The 15899-nt window shown below is 68.2% G+C and carries 12 protein-coding genes and 1 pseudogene; 6 read left to right on the top strand and 7 right to left on the bottom strand.

From position 1 onward, the window contains the following. Positions 1–1350, top strand: coding sequence for a diacylglycerol/lipid kinase family protein (locus tag A8G15_RS03915; protein ID WP_082899638.1), 1350 nt, complete (start codon positions 1–3; stop codon positions 1348–1350). On the opposite strand, the gene A8G15_RS03910 is transcribed toward A8G15_RS03915, so the two are convergent. Next, a complete protein-coding gene (locus A8G15_RS03910) occupies positions 1314–2966 on the bottom strand; it encodes an MFS transporter (protein WP_068155495.1) in 1653 nt (550 codons plus the stop codon). The genes A8G15_RS03915 and A8G15_RS03910 overlap by 37 nt on opposite strands. Positions 2967–3159: 193 nt before the next feature. On the opposite strand from A8G15_RS03910, the gene A8G15_RS03905 reads away from it, so the two are divergent. The 3 genes from A8G15_RS03905 to A8G15_RS03895 all read left to right on the top strand — a co-directional run bounded on the left by A8G15_RS03905 (position 3160) and on the right by A8G15_RS03895 (position 5855). Continuing rightward, positions 3160–3978, top strand: a complete 819-nt coding sequence (locus A8G15_RS03905; protein WP_068155698.1) for an SDR family oxidoreductase — start codon at positions 3160–3162, stop codon at positions 3976–3978. A gap of 102 nt (positions 3979–4080) precedes the next feature. Further along, positions 4081–5055 carry an ATP-binding cassette domain-containing protein gene (locus A8G15_RS03900; RefSeq protein WP_068155493.1) on the top strand — a complete coding sequence of 325 codons (975 nt, stop codon included), beginning with the start codon at positions 4081–4083 and terminating at the stop codon, positions 5053–5055. Next, positions 5052–5855 carry an ABC transporter permease gene (locus A8G15_RS03895; RefSeq protein WP_068155492.1) on the top strand — a complete coding sequence of 268 codons (804 nt, stop codon included), beginning with the start codon at positions 5052–5054 and terminating at the stop codon, positions 5853–5855. The genes A8G15_RS03900 and A8G15_RS03895 overlap by 4 nt, the downstream gene beginning before the upstream one ends. Positions 5856–5864: 9 nt before the next feature. Here A8G15_RS03895 and A8G15_RS03890 read toward each other — a convergent pair whose 3' ends face one another. After that, a complete protein-coding gene (locus A8G15_RS03890; protein ID WP_068155695.1) occupies positions 5865–6257 on the bottom strand; it encodes a TIGR02611 family protein in 393 nt (130 codons plus the stop codon). A 288-nt stretch (positions 6258–6545) separates the two neighbouring features. Here A8G15_RS03890 and A8G15_RS03885 point away from each other — a divergent pair, with 288 nt between their 5' ends. Beyond that, positions 6546–9116: an AMP-binding protein gene (locus tag A8G15_RS03885; protein ID WP_068155490.1), complete on the top strand. Its 2571-nt coding sequence runs from the start codon at positions 6546–6548 to the stop codon at positions 9114–9116. A gap of 442 nt (positions 9117–9558) precedes the next feature. Here A8G15_RS03885 and A8G15_RS03880 read toward each other — a convergent pair whose 3' ends face one another. Further along, positions 9559–11358 (bottom strand): alkyl/aryl-sulfatase, encoded by a 1800-nt coding sequence (locus tag A8G15_RS03880; RefSeq protein ID WP_068155488.1) that lies wholly within the window; start codon positions 11356–11358, stop codon positions 9559–9561. Positions 11359–11721: 363 nt separating this feature from the next. Between A8G15_RS03880 and A8G15_RS29635 the strand changes: the two are divergent. Then, positions 11722–11902 (top strand): annotated as a pseudogene (locus A8G15_RS29635) (YegP family protein). A 249-nt stretch (positions 11903–12151) separates the two neighbouring features. Here the strand turns inward: A8G15_RS29635 and A8G15_RS03875 are convergent. The 4 genes from A8G15_RS03875 to A8G15_RS03860 form a co-directional block, all read right to left on the bottom strand. Beyond that, positions 12152–13396, bottom strand: a complete 1245-nt coding sequence (locus A8G15_RS03875; protein WP_068155692.1) for an alpha/beta hydrolase family protein — start codon at positions 13394–13396, stop codon at positions 12152–12154. An 11-nt stretch (positions 13397–13407) separates the two neighbouring features. After that, entirely contained in the window at positions 13408–14715 is a 1308-nt protein-coding gene (locus tag A8G15_RS03870; protein WP_082899637.1) for a lipase family protein, read from the bottom strand. Between the two features lie 191 nt (positions 14716–14906). After that, positions 14907–15212 carry a hypothetical protein gene (locus tag A8G15_RS03865; RefSeq protein ID WP_068155486.1) on the bottom strand — a complete coding sequence of 102 codons (306 nt, stop codon included), beginning with the start codon at positions 15210–15212 and terminating at the stop codon, positions 14907–14909. Between the two features lie 115 nt (positions 15213–15327). Next, positions 15328–15642: a WhiB family transcriptional regulator gene (locus A8G15_RS03860; protein ID WP_082899636.1), complete on the bottom strand. Its 315-nt coding sequence runs from the start codon at positions 15640–15642 to the stop codon at positions 15328–15330. Positions 15643–15899: the final 257 nt, after the last annotated feature.

Raw genomic sequence — 15899 nt, 5'->3', positions numbered from 1 at the left:
GTGTCCGCCGTCGTCGACGAGGTTCCGGGCGCGGCGCGCTGGTGGGCGCGGGCCGCCGGGCTGTGTGTGCTCGCCGCGATCGTCGTGCCGATCGTCGAGGCGGGCCTCGGCGGCGCCGTGCTGCTCGTGGTCGTGGGGATCGTCGCGGTCGCGGTCACCGTGGCCGCGGTCTACTGGTTCCTGTCCCGGCGCGGTGTGCTCCGGGCCGGGGCGCTCGCCCTGGCCGTCGTCGTGCCGATCGTGGTGCTGGCGCTGTACATTCACGAGCGGCGCCTCTGGGTGGTGGTCGTCGCGGGTGTTCTCGTCGCTCTCGCTCTCGTGTGTGCCCGCGCGGCGTTGCGGATCCACCACGACGAGACCGGTCAGCCCGAGTATCCCGCGACACCGGTGAATCAACCCTTCCTGGTGATGAATCCGCGTTCCGGCGGCGGGAAGGTGATCGCGTTCGATCTGCAGAACAAGGCAGAGGCACTGGGCGCGACGGTCGCGTTGCTCGACGGGCCAGAGCCCGTCGACGTCGAGGCGCTGGCGCTCGAAGCGGTCGCGCGCGGTGCGGATCTGCTGGGGGTGGCCGGTGGCGACGGTACCCAGGCGCTCGTCGCGGGGATCGCCGCCGCACACGACCTGCCGTTTCTCGTCATCAGCGCCGGCACCCGCAACCATTTCGCGCTCGACCTCGGTCTGGACCGTGACGACCCCGCGGCCTGCCTCGATGCGTTGCGCGACGGAGTCGAGCTGCACGTCGATCTCGGCGATATCGACGGCCGTACGTTCGTCAACAATGCCTCGTTCGGGGTGTACGCCGACATCGTGCAGAGCCCCCACTATCGCGACGACAAGACCGGGACCGTTCTGGAGATGCTGCCGGATCTGCTCGCAGGCAGCAGCGGTGTGCGGTTGCGTGCCCGAATCGACGGGGAACTCGTCGACGGTCCGCAGGCGATCCTCGTCAGCAACGGGCCCTACACCACGGACGATCTGGCCGGGCTGGGCCGGCGCACCCGGCTCGACCGGGGCCGGCTCGGGGTGGTGGCGATCGCGGTGTCCGGTGCCCGGCAGGCGGTGGGTCTGCTGAACCGCGCGCGCAGCCGAGGGCTCGTGCAGCGCACCGCAACCGAGGTGGTCGTCGACGCCGACGCACCCGACATCCCGGTCGGTGTCGACGGCGAGTCCCTGCGGGTGCCGACACCGGTGCGGTGCACGATCACCCCGGGGGCGTTGCGGGTGCGCGTTCCCCGGAACCGACCGGGCGTGCGTGTTCCGGCGCCGGCACTGGACTGGGTGCGGCTGCGCGAACTGGCCCTGCCGCGTCGTCAGTCGTCGGGCTCCGCGTCTCCGGAGGTGCGCTGACCGTCGCCTCCGCTGCCGACGGCCCGACGGGGCAGTCGGCCCGTCCCGAACAACGCGCCCACCGCGATCAGCGCGGTGACGGCGAACGCGACCTGCAACGCCTCGAGCCGAGCTTCCGAGTTGACGTCGACGACCACCTGCCGGGTGGCGGCGTCGACTCCGGACTCGTCCAGCGCGCTCGCGAGCTGGGTGTCCGACAGGAACGGAACCCCGCCCGCCATGTCGGTGGTGGCCTGTTGCTGAACGGACGCCGGGACCGCCGGATTGTCCTCGATCCCCGCCACGACCGAGGACGTGAGCGTGCCGATCAGAATCGACCCGATCAACGCGGTCCCCAACGACGCACCGAGATTGGTGGCGGTGTTCTGCAGGCCGCCGACCTCGGCGCTGCGCGAGTCCGGTACCGCCGACACGGTGACCGCACCGAGTTGGGAGGCCAGCGCCCCCAATCCGAGACCCATCAGCAGCATCGGGATCGATACCACTGCCGCCTCGGCACCGGGATCCATGCCGGCGGTGAGAATCAGGATGCCCACGATCATCGATCCGAGCCCGAGCCGGACGACGCGCTGTGGGTTCGCGTGGGGCCACAGCTTGGGTATTCCGATCGCCGCGAGCACCAGTGCGATCGACAGCGGCAGAATGCGGACGCCGGTCTGGACCGCGCTCAGTTCGAGAACCACCGACAGGAACAACGGCACGGAGAAGAACACCCCGGCCTGTACAGCGAACTGCGCGAAGAACATTCCGAGTCCGCCGGTGAGCCGCCGGTTCGTCAGGAGAGCGGGATCGACGAGCGCCTCACGTCCCCGCTCGGTCAGGAAGTGCTGACGTCGGAGGAACAGGTAGAGAACCAGCATCCCGCCGATCACCAGCCAGATGACCGGTGACATGCCGATCACCTGTGGGGCACCGGACTTGGAACGGACCCAGCCCCATTCGCTCGACCGCAACACCCCGTAGACGACCATGGCCAGCCCGATCACGGACAACACCGAACTGACGAGGTCGAGCCGGGTACGTTGCGGCGGCACGTCCTGCACCTTGCGCAGAACCAGCAGAATCACCACCACCACGACGACCTCACCGAAGAAGACGTACCGCCACGATGCGTAGGTCGTCACCGCACCGCCGAGCAACGGACCCACCGCTACCGCCATGGCCCCGGCGGCAGCGACCAGGCCGTACGCCGCTGCACGGCGTTCGGGAGAGAAGTTCGATGCGACGAGCGACACGATCGCGGGCATGATCAGCGCGGCGCCGATGCCTTCGAGCAGGGACCAGCCCAGCAGCAGGATCCCGAGATTGGGGGCGATTCCGGTGACGAACGATCCGATGCCGTAGACGATGAGTCCGAGACCGAACGCCCTGCGCCGCCCCATGATGGAGCCGATCTTCCCGCCGGTGATCATCAGCGATGCCATCACCAGGGTGTACAGGGTGATCGCGGTCTGGATGCCCGTGATCGTGGTGTCGACGTCCTGCGCGACCGTCGCCATCGACACGTTCATCACCGAACTGTCGAGAGTCATGAGGAACTGCCCCGACGCGAGTACCGCCAGGACCAGAGCCGATCCTGAACCGACTCCCGAGGCTGCGGGTTTCTCGATGCTCATGTTCGACCGCTTCCGATCCGGGCCGCTGTGGCCCCTGGACGAATCGTGCTGATGCAACCGTTCTCGAGTACAGCAGGTCGCCGCGCGGTCCGCCCGGTTTCGTGGCAGGACGTTGCCTGCGGTCTCGAGGTCGGCTAGACACGGACGAGCATCGTCGCGAATCGCGCCGGGCATCGTGGCGAAAGGGGTCGAAGTGCAGGTCGAGGGCAAGGTTGCGGTCGTCACCGGAGCGGGAGGCGGTATCGGTGCCGCGATCGCGGGAGGACTGGTGGCGTCGGGGGCGAGGGTTCTGCTCGCGGATCTCGACGGCGACGCCGCGCAGAAGGTCGCGGCCGAACTCGATCCGGCCGGAACCGGATCGGCCGTCGGCGTGCGGGCCGACGTCGCCGACCACGAGGGGATCCGGACGGTGGTCGACCGGGCCGAGCGCGAACTCGGACCGGTCACACTGTATTTCGCGAACGCCGGAATCACCGGCGCGCCGGGCCTGGATGCCGACGAGTCCGTCTGGGATCGCACATTCGACGTGAACGTGCGCGCCCACATCCGTGCTGCCCGATTGCTCGTGCCCGGGTGGCTCGAGCGTGGGGAGGGGTACTTCGTGTCCACCGCATCCGCGGCCGGCCTGCTGACCCAGATCGGATCGGCAACCTACTCGGTGACGAAGCACGCGGCCGTCGGATTCGCGGAATGGCTCTCGGTCACCTATGGCGACAAGGGAATCCGTGTGTCGTGTCTGTGTCCGATGGGCGTCGAGACGGCATTGCTGCGCGAAGGGGAACGATCCGGCACCGGGCTGGGCGACATGGCGACACGCGCGGTCACCGCCGCGGGGAAGGTGCTCGAGCCGTCCGAGGTCGCGGAGGTCGTCCTCGCCGCGCTCGAGGAGGAGCATTTCCTGATCCTGCCGCATCCCGAAGTTCTCGACATGTACCGCTACAAGGGTGCCGACTACGACCGCTGGATCGCCGGCATGCGCCGGTTCCAGGCGAAGCTGCGCGCGGACGGCTGAGAGCCGCTGCGGAGAAAACCGGTCGCCACTTGTCGGTGCCGTCGGGCAGACTGGGCAGCAACACGACGGACTGGGCAGCACACGACGGTCAGGGGAGGACCGATGGTCGACGCCATAGTCGCAGCAGGACTGATCAAGACCTACGGGAAGGTCAGGGCGCTCGACGGCGTCGACCTGCGGGTACCCGAGGGGACGGTGACCGCGCTGCTCGGACCGAACGGTGCAGGGAAGACCACCGCCGTTCGCGTCCTGACCACGCTGCTGGTGCCGGACTCCGGCCGCGCCGAGGTCGCCGGATTCGACGTCGTCGCCGACGCCCGTGCCCTGCGGTCGCACATCGGGGCGTCCGGGCAGTACGCGGCGGTCGACGAGTACCTGACGGGTTTCGAGAACCTGGAGATGGTGGGCCGTCTCTATCATCTCGGTGCCAGACGCAGCCGGGAACGCGCCCGCGAACTGCTCGACCGATTCGATCTCGTCGAGGCAGGCGACCGGCCGGTCAAAGGCTATTCCGGAGGTATGCGCCGGCGCCTCGACCTCGCGGGCGCACTCGTCGCCGAACCGCCCGTGCTGTTCCTCGACGAACCCACCACCGGTCTCGACCCGCGCGCCCGGCTCGGTTTGTGGGAGGTCATCGAACAACTGGTGGCGCGGGGCACGACGCTCCTGCTCACCACGCAGTACATGGAGGAAGCCGAACGGCTCGCCGACGACATCGCGGTGATCGACCGCGGTCGCGTGATCGCGGAGGGGACCGCGGACGAACTCAAGAGCCTCGTCGGGAGTGAGCGCATCGAACTGGGCATTCCCGATCCGGAACATCGCGAGATCGCGGTGCGAGAACTCGAATCCGTCGCCGCAGGGGAGATCCAGGTCGACGGCGGCGCGGCAACCCTGACGATCCCGATCGGTTCGTCTCCGGCCGGCGGCGCGGAAGCGCTGGTCGTCGCGTTGGGCAAGCTCTCCGCCGCGGACGTGCGGGTGGTGGATGCGGCGCTGCGCAAACCGACACTCGACGACGTGTTCCTCACCCTGACCGGCCACGAGGCCGACGACCGGAAGGATTCGGCACAGTGAACTCGGTGCAGATGGTCGCGTCCGACGGGCTCACCATCGCCAAACGCAACGTCATCAAGATCAAGCGCGTGCCCGACCTGATCGTGTTCACGATCCTCTCGCCGATCATGTTCGTGTTGCTGTTCGCGTACGTGTTCGGCAGCGCCATCGACATCCCGGGTATGTCGTACCGGGAGTTCCTCATCGCGGGCATCTTCACGCAGACGGTGATCTTCGGGTCCACGTGGACCGGTCTGGGCATGGTCGAGGACCTGCAGAAGGGGATCATCGACCGGTTCCGGTCCCTGCCGATGGCCCCGTCCGCCGTGTTGATCGGACGGACCACGACCGATGTGCTCATCAATGTGGTGAGCCTGATCGTGATGTCGCTGACCGGTCTCGTCGTGGGCTGGCGCATCAACACGTCGCTGGGTGAGGCCGCCGCCGGGTATCTGCTCCTGCTGCTGTTCGCCTACGCGTTGTCGTGGGTGATGGCGGTCATCGGCATGTGGATCCGCACGCCGGAGGTGTTCAACAACGCGAGTTTCATGGTGATCTTCCCGTTGTCGTTCATCGCGAACACGTTCGTCGATCCGTCCTCGATGCCGCCGGTGTTGCGCACGATCGCCGAATGGAATCCGATGTCCGCCCTGACCCAGGCGGTGCGTGAACTGTTCGGGAACACGAATCCGATGATGCCGGCGCCGGAGGTGTGGCCCCTCCAGAATCCGATCCTGGCCTCGCTGCTGTGGACGGCCCTGATGCTGATCGTGTTCGTGCCCTTGGCGATTCGCCGCTATCAGAAGGCCGTCAGTCGCTGAAACACGCGATCACAGCGGGCTTTCCATCCACGAGTATTCGAGACCGGCCCAGCCGCCGACGAGACCGAACGTGCCCAGGAGCCACAGTGTCACGAGGACGACGGCGCCCGTGCCGAGAGCGCCCGCGCCGCGCACGACCCACGACTGCTTCGAGAACCACGCCATGAACCGGTCGTACCGGGTACGGACGGCGTGCAGGATCCGCCGCGCCCAGGTGAACTCGGACGCGAGGATGCCGAGTCCGGCGAACACGATCAGCCAACCCGGACCGGGATAGGGGATCGCGACGATGCCGAGCGCGAGCACGGCGGTTCCGGCCACGGCGACGACGATCCGGTAGACCAGGTTCAGGGACGGCCGCAACGCGATACCGGCCCGCCACAGCTTGAGGCGGTCCAGCATCTCTGACGGCGAGGCCGGTGACTCGCCCCGTTCACTGTTCACGATCGCTCCGGATTCGTTTCGCGTCGGTTGCGTCGTTCGTGCAACCGGTTCTCCGAAACCCACTGTACCGACGAGCGGTGGGGTGGTCCGGTCCTCGCCGGCCCCCCGAACGGTGGCACCGGCACGGTGGCCGCTCCGGCGTCTTCTCCTGCGCCACGCGCGAACTGCCTGGTCAGCGCCCCGTCGGTGCGGCGAGAATCCGACAGGCCCTGTTCTCGGCCACGCCGAACCTTCTAGACTCTTGCGGTGCTTTCCCGTTCCACCGAGCTCGTCGAGCGCTCGCGGGTGCCGTTCGCCTCGGGCCTCGCCGCTCACGGTGAACGAACCGCGCTCGTCGTCGACGACCGCGACATCACCTACCGTGACCTGGCCGACCGAGTCGAATCCGTCGCCCGCAGCCTCGGCCCGACCCGTCGGCTCGTCCTGATCGCCGGCGCCCATACCCTCGATCCGATCGTCGCCTACCTCGCGGCACTGTCGGTGGGGCATCCGGTGCTGCTCGTGCCCGGCGGCAATGCCGGCAACCTGGCCACGATGATCGAGACCTATCGTCCCGACGTCGTCGTCGACGACGGCCGTATCGACGAATTCGCCCCCGGCACGACCCACGACCTGCATCCGGAACTGGCGCTGCTGCTTAGCACCTCCGGATCCACCGGATCACCGAAGCTGGTTCGCCTGTCCCACGACAACGTGCAGGCCAACGCCGAGTCGATCGCCACGTATCTGGGCATCCGGGACACCGACCGTGCGATCACGACCCTGCCGATGCACTACTGCTACGGCCTGTCGGTGCTGCACAGTCACCTGTTGCGCGGCGCGGGCGTAGTGCTCACCGACCGGTCCGTCACGGAGCCGGAATTCTGGGATCTGGTGCGCGACCACCGCGTGAGCGCTCTCGCGGGCGTCCCGTACACGTTCGACCTGCTCGACCGCGTCGGTTTCGCCGACCTGGACCTGCCCTCCCTGCGGTACATCACACAGGCCGGAGGCAGGCTCGACCCGCAGCGGGTCCGCGGCTACACCGCGCTCGGGCAGCGCCGCGGTTTCGAGTTCTTCGTCATGTACGGGCAGACCGAGGCCACCGCCCGCATGGCGTATCTGCCGCCGGAACGTGCCGCGCAGCATCCGGACACCATCGGCATCCCGGTGCCCGGTGGTTCCTTCCGCATAGATCCGGTCGCCGAGTGCGACGACGGCGCCGGGGAACTCGTCTACACCGGACCGAACGTGATGCTCGGGTACGCGACCGGACCCGGCGATCTGGCCTCGGGCCGGGCCGTCGACGAACTGCGGACCGGGGATCTGGCGGTCCGCACCGACGCCGGCCTGTACCGCATCGTCGGACGCCGTTCCCGCTTCGCGAAACTGTTCGGTCTGCGCATCGACCTGCAGCGGGTCGACGCCGTGCTCGCCGATCACGGACTGGTCGCCTGCTGCGCCGGCGGGGACGAGCACCTGATCGTCGCGGCTGTCGATGCAGATACACGGCACGTCCGCGAGCTGGCGGCCGACGCGAGCGGGCTCCCCGAGGCGGCAGTGCGTGTGCTCCCGGTCGCGGAGCTGCCGCGCACCGAGAACGGCAAGCCCGACTTCCGTGCCGTCGCCGCGCTGGCCGGCCACAGAGCCGATGAACCGCCCACCGAGGCCGGGCCGGTCGACCTGTCCCGGATGCGGGCGCTCTACGCGGAGATCCTCGCGACGGACGACGTCACCGACGACAGCACCTTCGTCGGCCTCGGCGGTGACTCGCTCACCTACGTGCGGATGTCGGTGCGGCTCGAGAAGGTCCTGGGGACCCTGCCGGGAAACTGGCACACCACTCCGCTGCGCGAACTGGCCGCTGCGACGGGCCGGCCCCGGCGCGGGCTGCGCACCGTCGAGACGAATGTGCTGATCCGGGCGCTGGCCATCGTCTTCATCGTCGGGTCGCATCTTCAGTTGTTCGCGCTCGTCGGTGGCGCGCACGTGCTGCTCGCCGCCGCGGGATACAACTTCGCGCGGTTCACTCTGGAGGGATCCCGCGGGGCCCGGTTCCGCCATGCGGCGGCGTCCCTGGCGCGCATCGTCCTGCCGAGCACGGTGTGGATCGGGGGCATCGTCGCCGTCAGCGGTGTCCATCCGCTGAGCAGTGTTTTCCTCCTCAACGGCGTGTTCGGGCCCGACGCCTGGACCCGCGAGTGGCGGTACTGGTTCGTCGAGGCGCTGGTGTACATCGTGCTCGCGGTCTCGGTGCTGCTCGCGATCCCGTGGGTCGACGAACGAGAACGGCGCTTCCCGTTCGTGTTTCCCCTGGTGCTCGTGGCCGCGGGACTGCTCACCCGCTACCAGGTGATCGGACCGCACACCCCGACCAGCCAGATCCTGGCGTCGTACGTGGTGTTCTGGCTGTTCCCCCTCGGCTGGGCGGCGGCGCGCGCGGTCGCGGTGTGGCAGCGGGTGGTGGTGAGCGCGGTGGCGCTCGCGACGGTGCCGGGTTTCTTCCACGCCGAGCCGGAACGAACCGCGCTGGTTGTCGCCGGGTTGCTGCTGCTCGTCTGGGTTCCGCGACTGTGGTTGCCTGCGTTGCTCGTCCGCCCCATGGAGGTGCTGGCGAGTGCCTCGTTGTTCATCTATCTGACGCACTTCACCGTCAACCAGTACTTGCGGGACATCGACCCGTGGTTCGCGTTCGCCGCGTCGCTGGTGGTCGGGATCGCTTATCAGCAGCTGTGGGTCGGTGCGGCCTGGCTGTGGAGAAGGCGCCGTTCGGTGTTACCCGGTGTTCGCGCAATTCCGGAACGGGCACCCACTGTGCACCACGCCGGGACGGGCTGACGTTTTCCCGAGGCGAGCCGGAACCCGGTGGGGATCACCGTCGAGTGTCCGGGGAGGGTGGGTTCTCCACGCGCGGCCGTCCCGGCGGATCGCCCCCGGACCAGGCGGCGTAACGGGTGGCGAGGAACGCGGCGATGAATTCCGGAACCGTCGAGCAGCCACGCCACCGCCTCTCGTGCCTGCTTCGGCCTGCCGACCCATAGGCGTGGGGGTCCCTCGCGCTTGTGGGGGCGGATGTCGCGTTCACCTGCGGTGGACACTCCGATCGCGACGTATACAGGCCGGTTGGTGACCGGCCCGTCGGCGATCTCTCCGGTCGCCGCGTAGCGAGTGCCCGTGGATTGCGGGACACAATGCTTCTCGCCCGCCACCGCTCGGGGCAGAATGCTGATCGGGCCGATGCCCACGCGACGCGCACGGGCAGCGGTGTGCGCCGCCGCGATTACGGGGTGACGATGGCGAACGCCGGGTCGGGGGCATCGGTCAGTTCGACGATTCTCGTGATCGCTGTGGCGTCGCCTTCCATGGTGATCGCATCGGTTCCGGATCCTGCCAGCAGGTCGAGCAACTGCGGCGTCGTGAGCTCCACGACGAGGTCTGTCGGATCGGATCGCGTTGTCGGATAGTGGATCAGCACGCCGTGGGACAACTCCATGCGGTAGGTCTCGTCCACGTCGGTGAAGTGCCAGCGGATCGTCGCCGTCACATCCCACGCTCGCGGACCGTCGATGCGGATCGCGATGCTGTCGAAGATCTGTGTGATCGTGAGCGCGGTGGCCATTCCGGCCGCACTGACCTCGGCCGGATGCGGCGGGCCATCGATCTCGCTGGCACCGACGAGAAAGTTGTTCCGCCAGGTCGCGCACTCGGAGCCGTAGCCGAGTCGGGTCAGCACCTCGGTGAGCACCTCCTTCGCCCCGGTGTGTTCCGGCTCGGCGAACACCGCGTGGCTCGCGAGTTCGGCCGCGAAGCGCAGATCGCCTTCCTCTGCGAACTCCCGGGCTCGTGCGACGGCGGCGTCGATCCCCCCGATCGCGCGGACGTAGCGGGCGCCTGCCGCCTCCGGGGGGTGCTGCCACAGGTGGGCCGGGTTGCCGTCGTACCAGCCGAGATAACGCTGGTAGATCGCCTTGACGTTGTGGCTGACCGAGCCGTAGTAGCCGTGGGTGTGCCAGGCGGCGTCCAGTGCGGGCGGCATGGGAAAGTCCTCGGCGATCTCGGTACCCACCTGCCCTTGGTTGAGGCGGCGCAGCGTCTGGTCGTGAAGGTAGGCGTACAGGTCGCGCTGTTCGGTGAGGTACCTGATCAGCTCGTCGGTGCCCCAGGTGGGCCAGTGGTGCGAGGCGAACGCGACATCCGATTCATAGGCGAACATTTCGATCGCCTCGGCGAGGTACCGCGACCAGTTCCGCGCGTCGCGCACCTCAGCGCCTCGCAGCGTGAGCAGATTGTGCAGGTTGTGGGTCGCGTTCTCCGCCAGGCAGAGCGCGCGATGGTCGGGGAAGTAGAAGTTCATCTCCGACGGTGCCTCTGTTCCGGGCGTCACCTGGAACATCATGCGGACGCCGTCGAAGGTCTCCTCCTGGCCGGTGTGGGTGATGTCGAGCGTGGGGGCGAGCAGCCCCACGGTGCCGGTCGATGTGCTGGGTCCGAGGCCCGCTCCCAGAGTGCCGGTGGCGCCGACGGGGAGAACGACCCCGGTGTGGTACATCCCGCGCCGCAGCATCGCGCCGCCGGCGTAGACGTTCTCCGAGACCGCATGCTCGAGGAAATGCTCGGGGGCGACGATCGGCACGGTGGTGTCGGCGTCCACGACACCGAGGACGCCACCGAAGTGGTCGATGTGGGAGTGGGTGTAGATGACCGCGGTCACCGGGCGCTCGCCACGATGCTCCCGGTACAGCGCGAGCCCGGCCGCGGCGCACTCCGCGGAGACCAACGGGTCGATCACGATCACCCCCGTCTCGCCCTCGACGAGCGTCATGTTCGACAGGTCGTAGCCGCGGATCTGATAGATCCCCGTGGTGACCTCGAACAGTCCATGGATCGCCGTCAGTTGTGCTTGGCGCCAGAGACTCGGGTTCACTGTGTCGGGGCAGTCGCCGGCGGTCGCCGCGGCGAAGCCCGCTGCGTCATAGACGAGCTTGCCGTCGTCGGCGCGGACCTGCGCCGGTTCGAGTACGGCGACAAGACCGCGATTGGCGTTGTCGAAATCGGTGCGATCGGCAAAATCGGCGGGCATCGGTGCGCTCCTTGCAGAGATGGGTGTGGTGCACCGCTGTTTCCAGCGACGACGCCAGTCTGCTGATTCGGCAGTCCCCGGGCATCACCCGCCCCAGGTGAAATCAACCGCGACCGCACCGGGCACCGCCTCGTCACATCGCGGTGCATCCGCCGTCCACAGGCTTGCACGCGTGCGTGTTCGACCCCGGCAATCGGTCACGATGTTCTCGCCGAATCTGTCCAAGGCGATGGGTTGCGTCCGACCTGCGCTGGCCGCGTAACTGCGGTGCGCAGTTGGGTTTGTCAACGGCACCTGAACCCGATTCCGTCGACGTACCGCTGCCTGTCCACCGAGTGCGGTCGGAGGACCTGTGCCGAACAGATCGACGGGTTCAAAGACACCAGCGGGGAATTCCGCTTTCGGCTGAAAGCAGCCAACGGCGAGATCATCGCGGCCAGTGAGGGTTACACCTCGAAGGCAGCGACTCAGAACGGGATTGCGTCGGGTCAAGACCAACGCTGCCTCAGCTCCCATCGAGGACTTGACCTCACAGCACGCTTGAACGATGAACGGTTCGCCACGAGCGTCGACTCCGATCCCGCCGGACGGCGATTCGGGTTCTCCCCGGTCTCACACCGGCGGGCTTGTCTGTAGGCAGGGTGGGTGTGACCAGTGGACGCGAGTGCTCCGACGCGGCGTGCCGGTGGCCCGGTCGTCCGACCCGAGGTTGTGGAGGGCTCAGGGTCGATCGCTGCGCAGTGTGGAGATGTCGGTGTCCGGGACGGTGGCATCACGGCTGCGACGTTCGAGCTCACCTGGCGAGGCACTCGTCGAGCCAGTCGAACATGCGCTCGTCGGTCAACTGCCGCGCCAGCGGCTGGCAGTGGAAGTTCGCGCCTTCGGCCGCGGTGAAATCGGCGAGCGTGGCCGCCGGACCGGCGTGATCGGCCAGCCGTCGGGACTGACCTGGCCAGAACTGCTCGTCCTCGGGATCGGTGAGCAACAGCGGTGTGGTGATGGAGCGAAGATCGGCCTCCGACAGGACATACCGGTGCACCTCGGTGAGGGTGTCGAAGTATCCCTCCTGCCGGTACGGGCGGGCCCGGAAGCGCCACGTCCGGGCTGTTTTCGGGGAGAACTTCATGCCCAGCGCCATTTCCCGATCGAACGAATCCTTCTTGCCGGCGCGGAACAGTTTCATCAGGCTGCCGGGAATGTTCGCCGCCCACGAGGAGGCAACCTCGACGACGCCGGGGTCGGCGATCGCGGCGGCGAACCGGTGCTCGCGCGTCAACGCCCGTGCAATCCAGAAGCCACCTTGACTGATCCCGTACAGCGCGAGCCGGTCGGCATCGACATCGGACCGGACCAGGAGAAAATCGACCACCGGGGTGAGCACGGCCTCCCAGTCGGGGCGGAACCCGATACCGCGTTCGAACAGCATCGATTGCTGCCCCGGGCCGTCGAAGACCAGCACGTTGTAGCCGCGGGCCAGAGCTCCGGCCGCTCCCGAACTCCAGAGGGTGCTGATCGCCCCGTCGCTGCCGTTGACCATGACCAGTGTCGGCCGGGCCGCTGCTTCCCAGGAGGGTGCGAAGAAGTAGCCGGGCAGCGCGGTTGTCTCGTATGGGATCTGTACTCGTTCGACGATCCGGTCGGTGGTGTCGACGAAGGCGTCCCAGCAGGAGCGGTGCGAGCGGAACGCGAACAGCAGGGCGGTGTCGTCACCGAGACCGCTGACCGCGTCGACCGCGACCGCGAAATAGTTGGCCGCCCGCAGGTATTTCTGTGCGGCGGTGACCATGTGCCCGGCGGCGCTGGCGGTTTCGGCCTCGGCGTGGATGCGGTCGGCGGTCTCGCTCCACGCCCGGAACCAGTGCTCGTGGTCGTTGTCGGCCACACGGTCGATCGTGGCCAGGATCTCGCCGGTTTCGGCGCCTCCGTAGGCGACGGACCCGAGCAGACCGCGCACCTGGTAGTCGAAGTCGGCACTGGGGTAGAAACCGGTGCTGAACACCCGATGCAGGTGGGCCGCGACGGTCGGGAATTCGGGCATCATCGGCTCCTTCACGGCACAGGAACGGGGGCAAGGGAATTGCCGGTGCCGACGACAGCGCAGTTGTCGGTGGGTGCTGCGCCGGCGAACCGGTCGGTGAAGAACTGCGCCGCCTGGGCCTGGAATGGGACGAACGCATCGGCGTGGGAGAGCCGGTCGTATCGGGCGTAGGTCACCGCCACCGCGCGATCGCAATATTCGCGTGCCAGGCCCTCGACGTCGGCGGTGACCATCACATCGTCACCGGTGCCGTCCGCATCGCCGACACCGAGCAGCATCGGAACCCGGGGTGTGCCGCCGGTGCCCATGATGTTGTCGTTGATCGCTGCGACGATCGCGGGGACATCGAGCAGTGAGGTGTAGGGGGCGCGGACCATCTCGGCGTCGGTCAGGCCGGGATATTTGGCGGCGAAGTCGATGATGCACCGGGAATCGACGGTGGACAGGATCTGGCGGCCGCGGTCGGAGAGGAATGGGTCGGTGTCGAAGCCGTAGGCACGCTGGTAGGCGACGATCAGGGCGGGAATGACTCCGGCCCAGTGGGTGCTGCCGCTGATGTAGGGCAGGTTGTGGGCCAGATGCACCGGCACGCCGCCTGCTGCGGCCCCGATGATGTTGAGCTCCGGCGCGTAGTCGGGGGCGATTTCCGCGCCCCGTTGGGTGGGCACCGATCCTCCGGAGTAGCCGGCCAACCCGACCGGGGTGGCGGGGGAGAAGTCGAGGACGTCCTCGGCGGCGCGGATCGCGTCGAGGGCGGCATAGGCGGATTGGCGTCCGACAGTCCACGCCAGATCGGGCCCTTCGTAGTTCGGGACCACCACGGCGTATCCTGCGGCCAGATACCCGCTGATCACGCCCTGTTCGAGAGTGCCGGCCCGGCTGTAGCTTCCGTTGCCGGTGAGGGTGTAGGAGGGGTCGCATTCGGACCCGAGGGCGTCGTAGGCCATGTGGTACGACACCAATTTTTCCGCTCCCGGGGTGAGCGGACGCAGGATCGTGGCGACCGTGGTCATCGGCCGGCCCTGTTGGTCGGTGGTGCGATACAGCACCTGGGTGCCGGTCAGCGGCGTGGCCAGATCGTGGAACCCGTACGGCACCTGACGGGTGCGCAGAATCGCCCCCGGTGCCACGTCGTCGAGCGGCCGGTCGTAGTGGTAGAACGGGTCGACGGCCGGCAGCGGGAGCTGGGCAACCGGTTCGGCGGTGGCGGTGCCCGCCGAGGTCAGCGCTGCGGCGGACAGCACGAGGGCGGCCGCGGCGGCATAGGCGGTATGTCGCAGCGAGCGGGCGGACCAGCACGCGGCATGCGTACACCTCATGGCGGATGAACCTACTCGGCCAGGGTCCCGTGGAGGTGCTTTCGCCGGTCCGCCGGCACCTGTTGTCGCGGCGCCGGGATCCGCGATGCCGCCCGGCGGTGACGGCCGAGGAGCACGAGCGCCGAGACCTCGGTGATCGTCGGACATCGTGGGCCACCGTCGAACTCGACGAAATCGTGCCCGCGCCGGGGTCATGTTCCGATCATGGCGACCGCCGCCCCGATACATCCGGTGGTGCCCAGCGCGACCAGGGTCCCGAGTGAGCCGGATTGGGTCAGAAAGGTGGTGGGCAGACCGGTGGCGACCGTCCCGCCCAGGGCCAGGCATACGGGGAACCGCAGGGCGCGATCGGTGAGCCATCCGGCCATCCGTACCAATCCGGCGTGCACCACCGCAGCCGACCGCGATGCCGGGGAATCACCGGTCGCCGCCGCGTGATCCGTGGTTTTCTGCCAGGTGGCGTCCGCATCGGTGGGGCGGCGGGGGTCGGCCTGCATCGGAGTCCTCTCGGTCGAAGCACTCGGGCCTCGGTTTACCGCGGATGCCTCGAGGTAGCGGAGCGAAAATTCCCCGGCACGAGCCCACCCATACCTGAGGCTGTTCCCTGCAGGCTCACGCGGAGTCGGCCGGCAGGGCGCGGCGCTCACTGGCCGACAGTCCTCCCCACACGCCGAACGGTTCATCGACCGCGTACGCGTGTTGCAGGCATCGCGTCCGGACCGGGCACTGCATGCACACCCTCTTTGCCTGGGCTTCGCGCTGTCGGCGGGCACGTCCGCGTTCGTTGTGGGGTGCGAAGAACACATCCGAGTCTGCTCCGCGGCATGCGGCGCCGAGTTGCCATTCCCATTCGGTGCCGATCGGCCGCAGCTCGGGGCGGGGTGCACAGGGACTGGTTCGGGCGCGGCGCCGGATCTTCTCGCTCATGGCTCTGCCTCCGGTTCGGTTCGGCACGATGGGACTGTCTCGTGTGTGTGAGCAGCTGAATACACCTGGAGGGCCCGATCTACACCTGTCGGAGCCACAACGGGGCGAGCCGGGTCCATGCGGGCCGTCGGCGAGAAGCCAACCGCGCAGACCCGGTGCCGGACCGCAGGTATGTCCGGGTGCGGGTAGGGGTATCAGGACCTGTCCGCGGGCAGGTGAAGACAGCACCGGGGCAGTCGGCACACCTGCCGGGTGAT

The sequence above is a fragment of the Rhodococcus phenolicus genome (genome assembly GCF_001646785.1).
Classification (GTDB): domain Bacteria; phylum Actinomycetota; class Actinomycetes; order Mycobacteriales; family Mycobacteriaceae; genus Rhodococcus; species Rhodococcus phenolicus.
This window is presented reverse-complemented; position numbering and strand designations above follow the sequence as displayed.

Excerpts from the sequence above, each read along its gene's own strand:
- A8G15_RS03875 (WP_068155692.1), bottom strand. The coding sequence starts at position 13,396 with ATGCCCGAATTCCCGACCGTCGCGGCCCACCTGCATCGGGTGTTCAGC.
- A8G15_RS03865 (WP_068155486.1), bottom strand. The coding sequence starts at position 15,212 with ATGCAGGCCGACCCCCGCCGCCCCACCGATGCGGACGCCACCTGGCAG.
- A8G15_RS03880 (WP_068155488.1), bottom strand. The coding sequence starts at position 11,358 with ATGCCCGCCGATTTTGCCGATCGCACCGATTTCGACAACGCCAATCGC.
- A8G15_RS03900 (WP_068155493.1), top strand. The coding sequence starts at position 4,081 with ATGGTCGACGCCATAGTCGCAGCAGGACTGATCAAGACCTACGGGAAG.
- A8G15_RS03860 (WP_082899636.1), bottom strand. The coding sequence starts at position 15,642 with ATGAGCGAGAAGATCCGGCGCCGCGCCCGAACCAGTCCCTGTGCACCC.
- A8G15_RS03870 (WP_082899637.1), bottom strand. The coding sequence starts at position 14,715 with ATGAGGTGTACGCATGCCGCGTGCTGGTCCGCCCGCTCGCTGCGACAT.
- A8G15_RS03910 (WP_068155495.1), bottom strand. The coding sequence starts at position 2,966 with ATGAGCATCGAGAAACCCGCAGCCTCGGGAGTCGGTTCAGGATCGGCT.
- A8G15_RS03890 (WP_068155695.1), bottom strand. The coding sequence starts at position 6,257 with ATGCTGGACCGCCTCAAGCTGTGGCGGGCCGGTATCGCGTTGCGGCCG.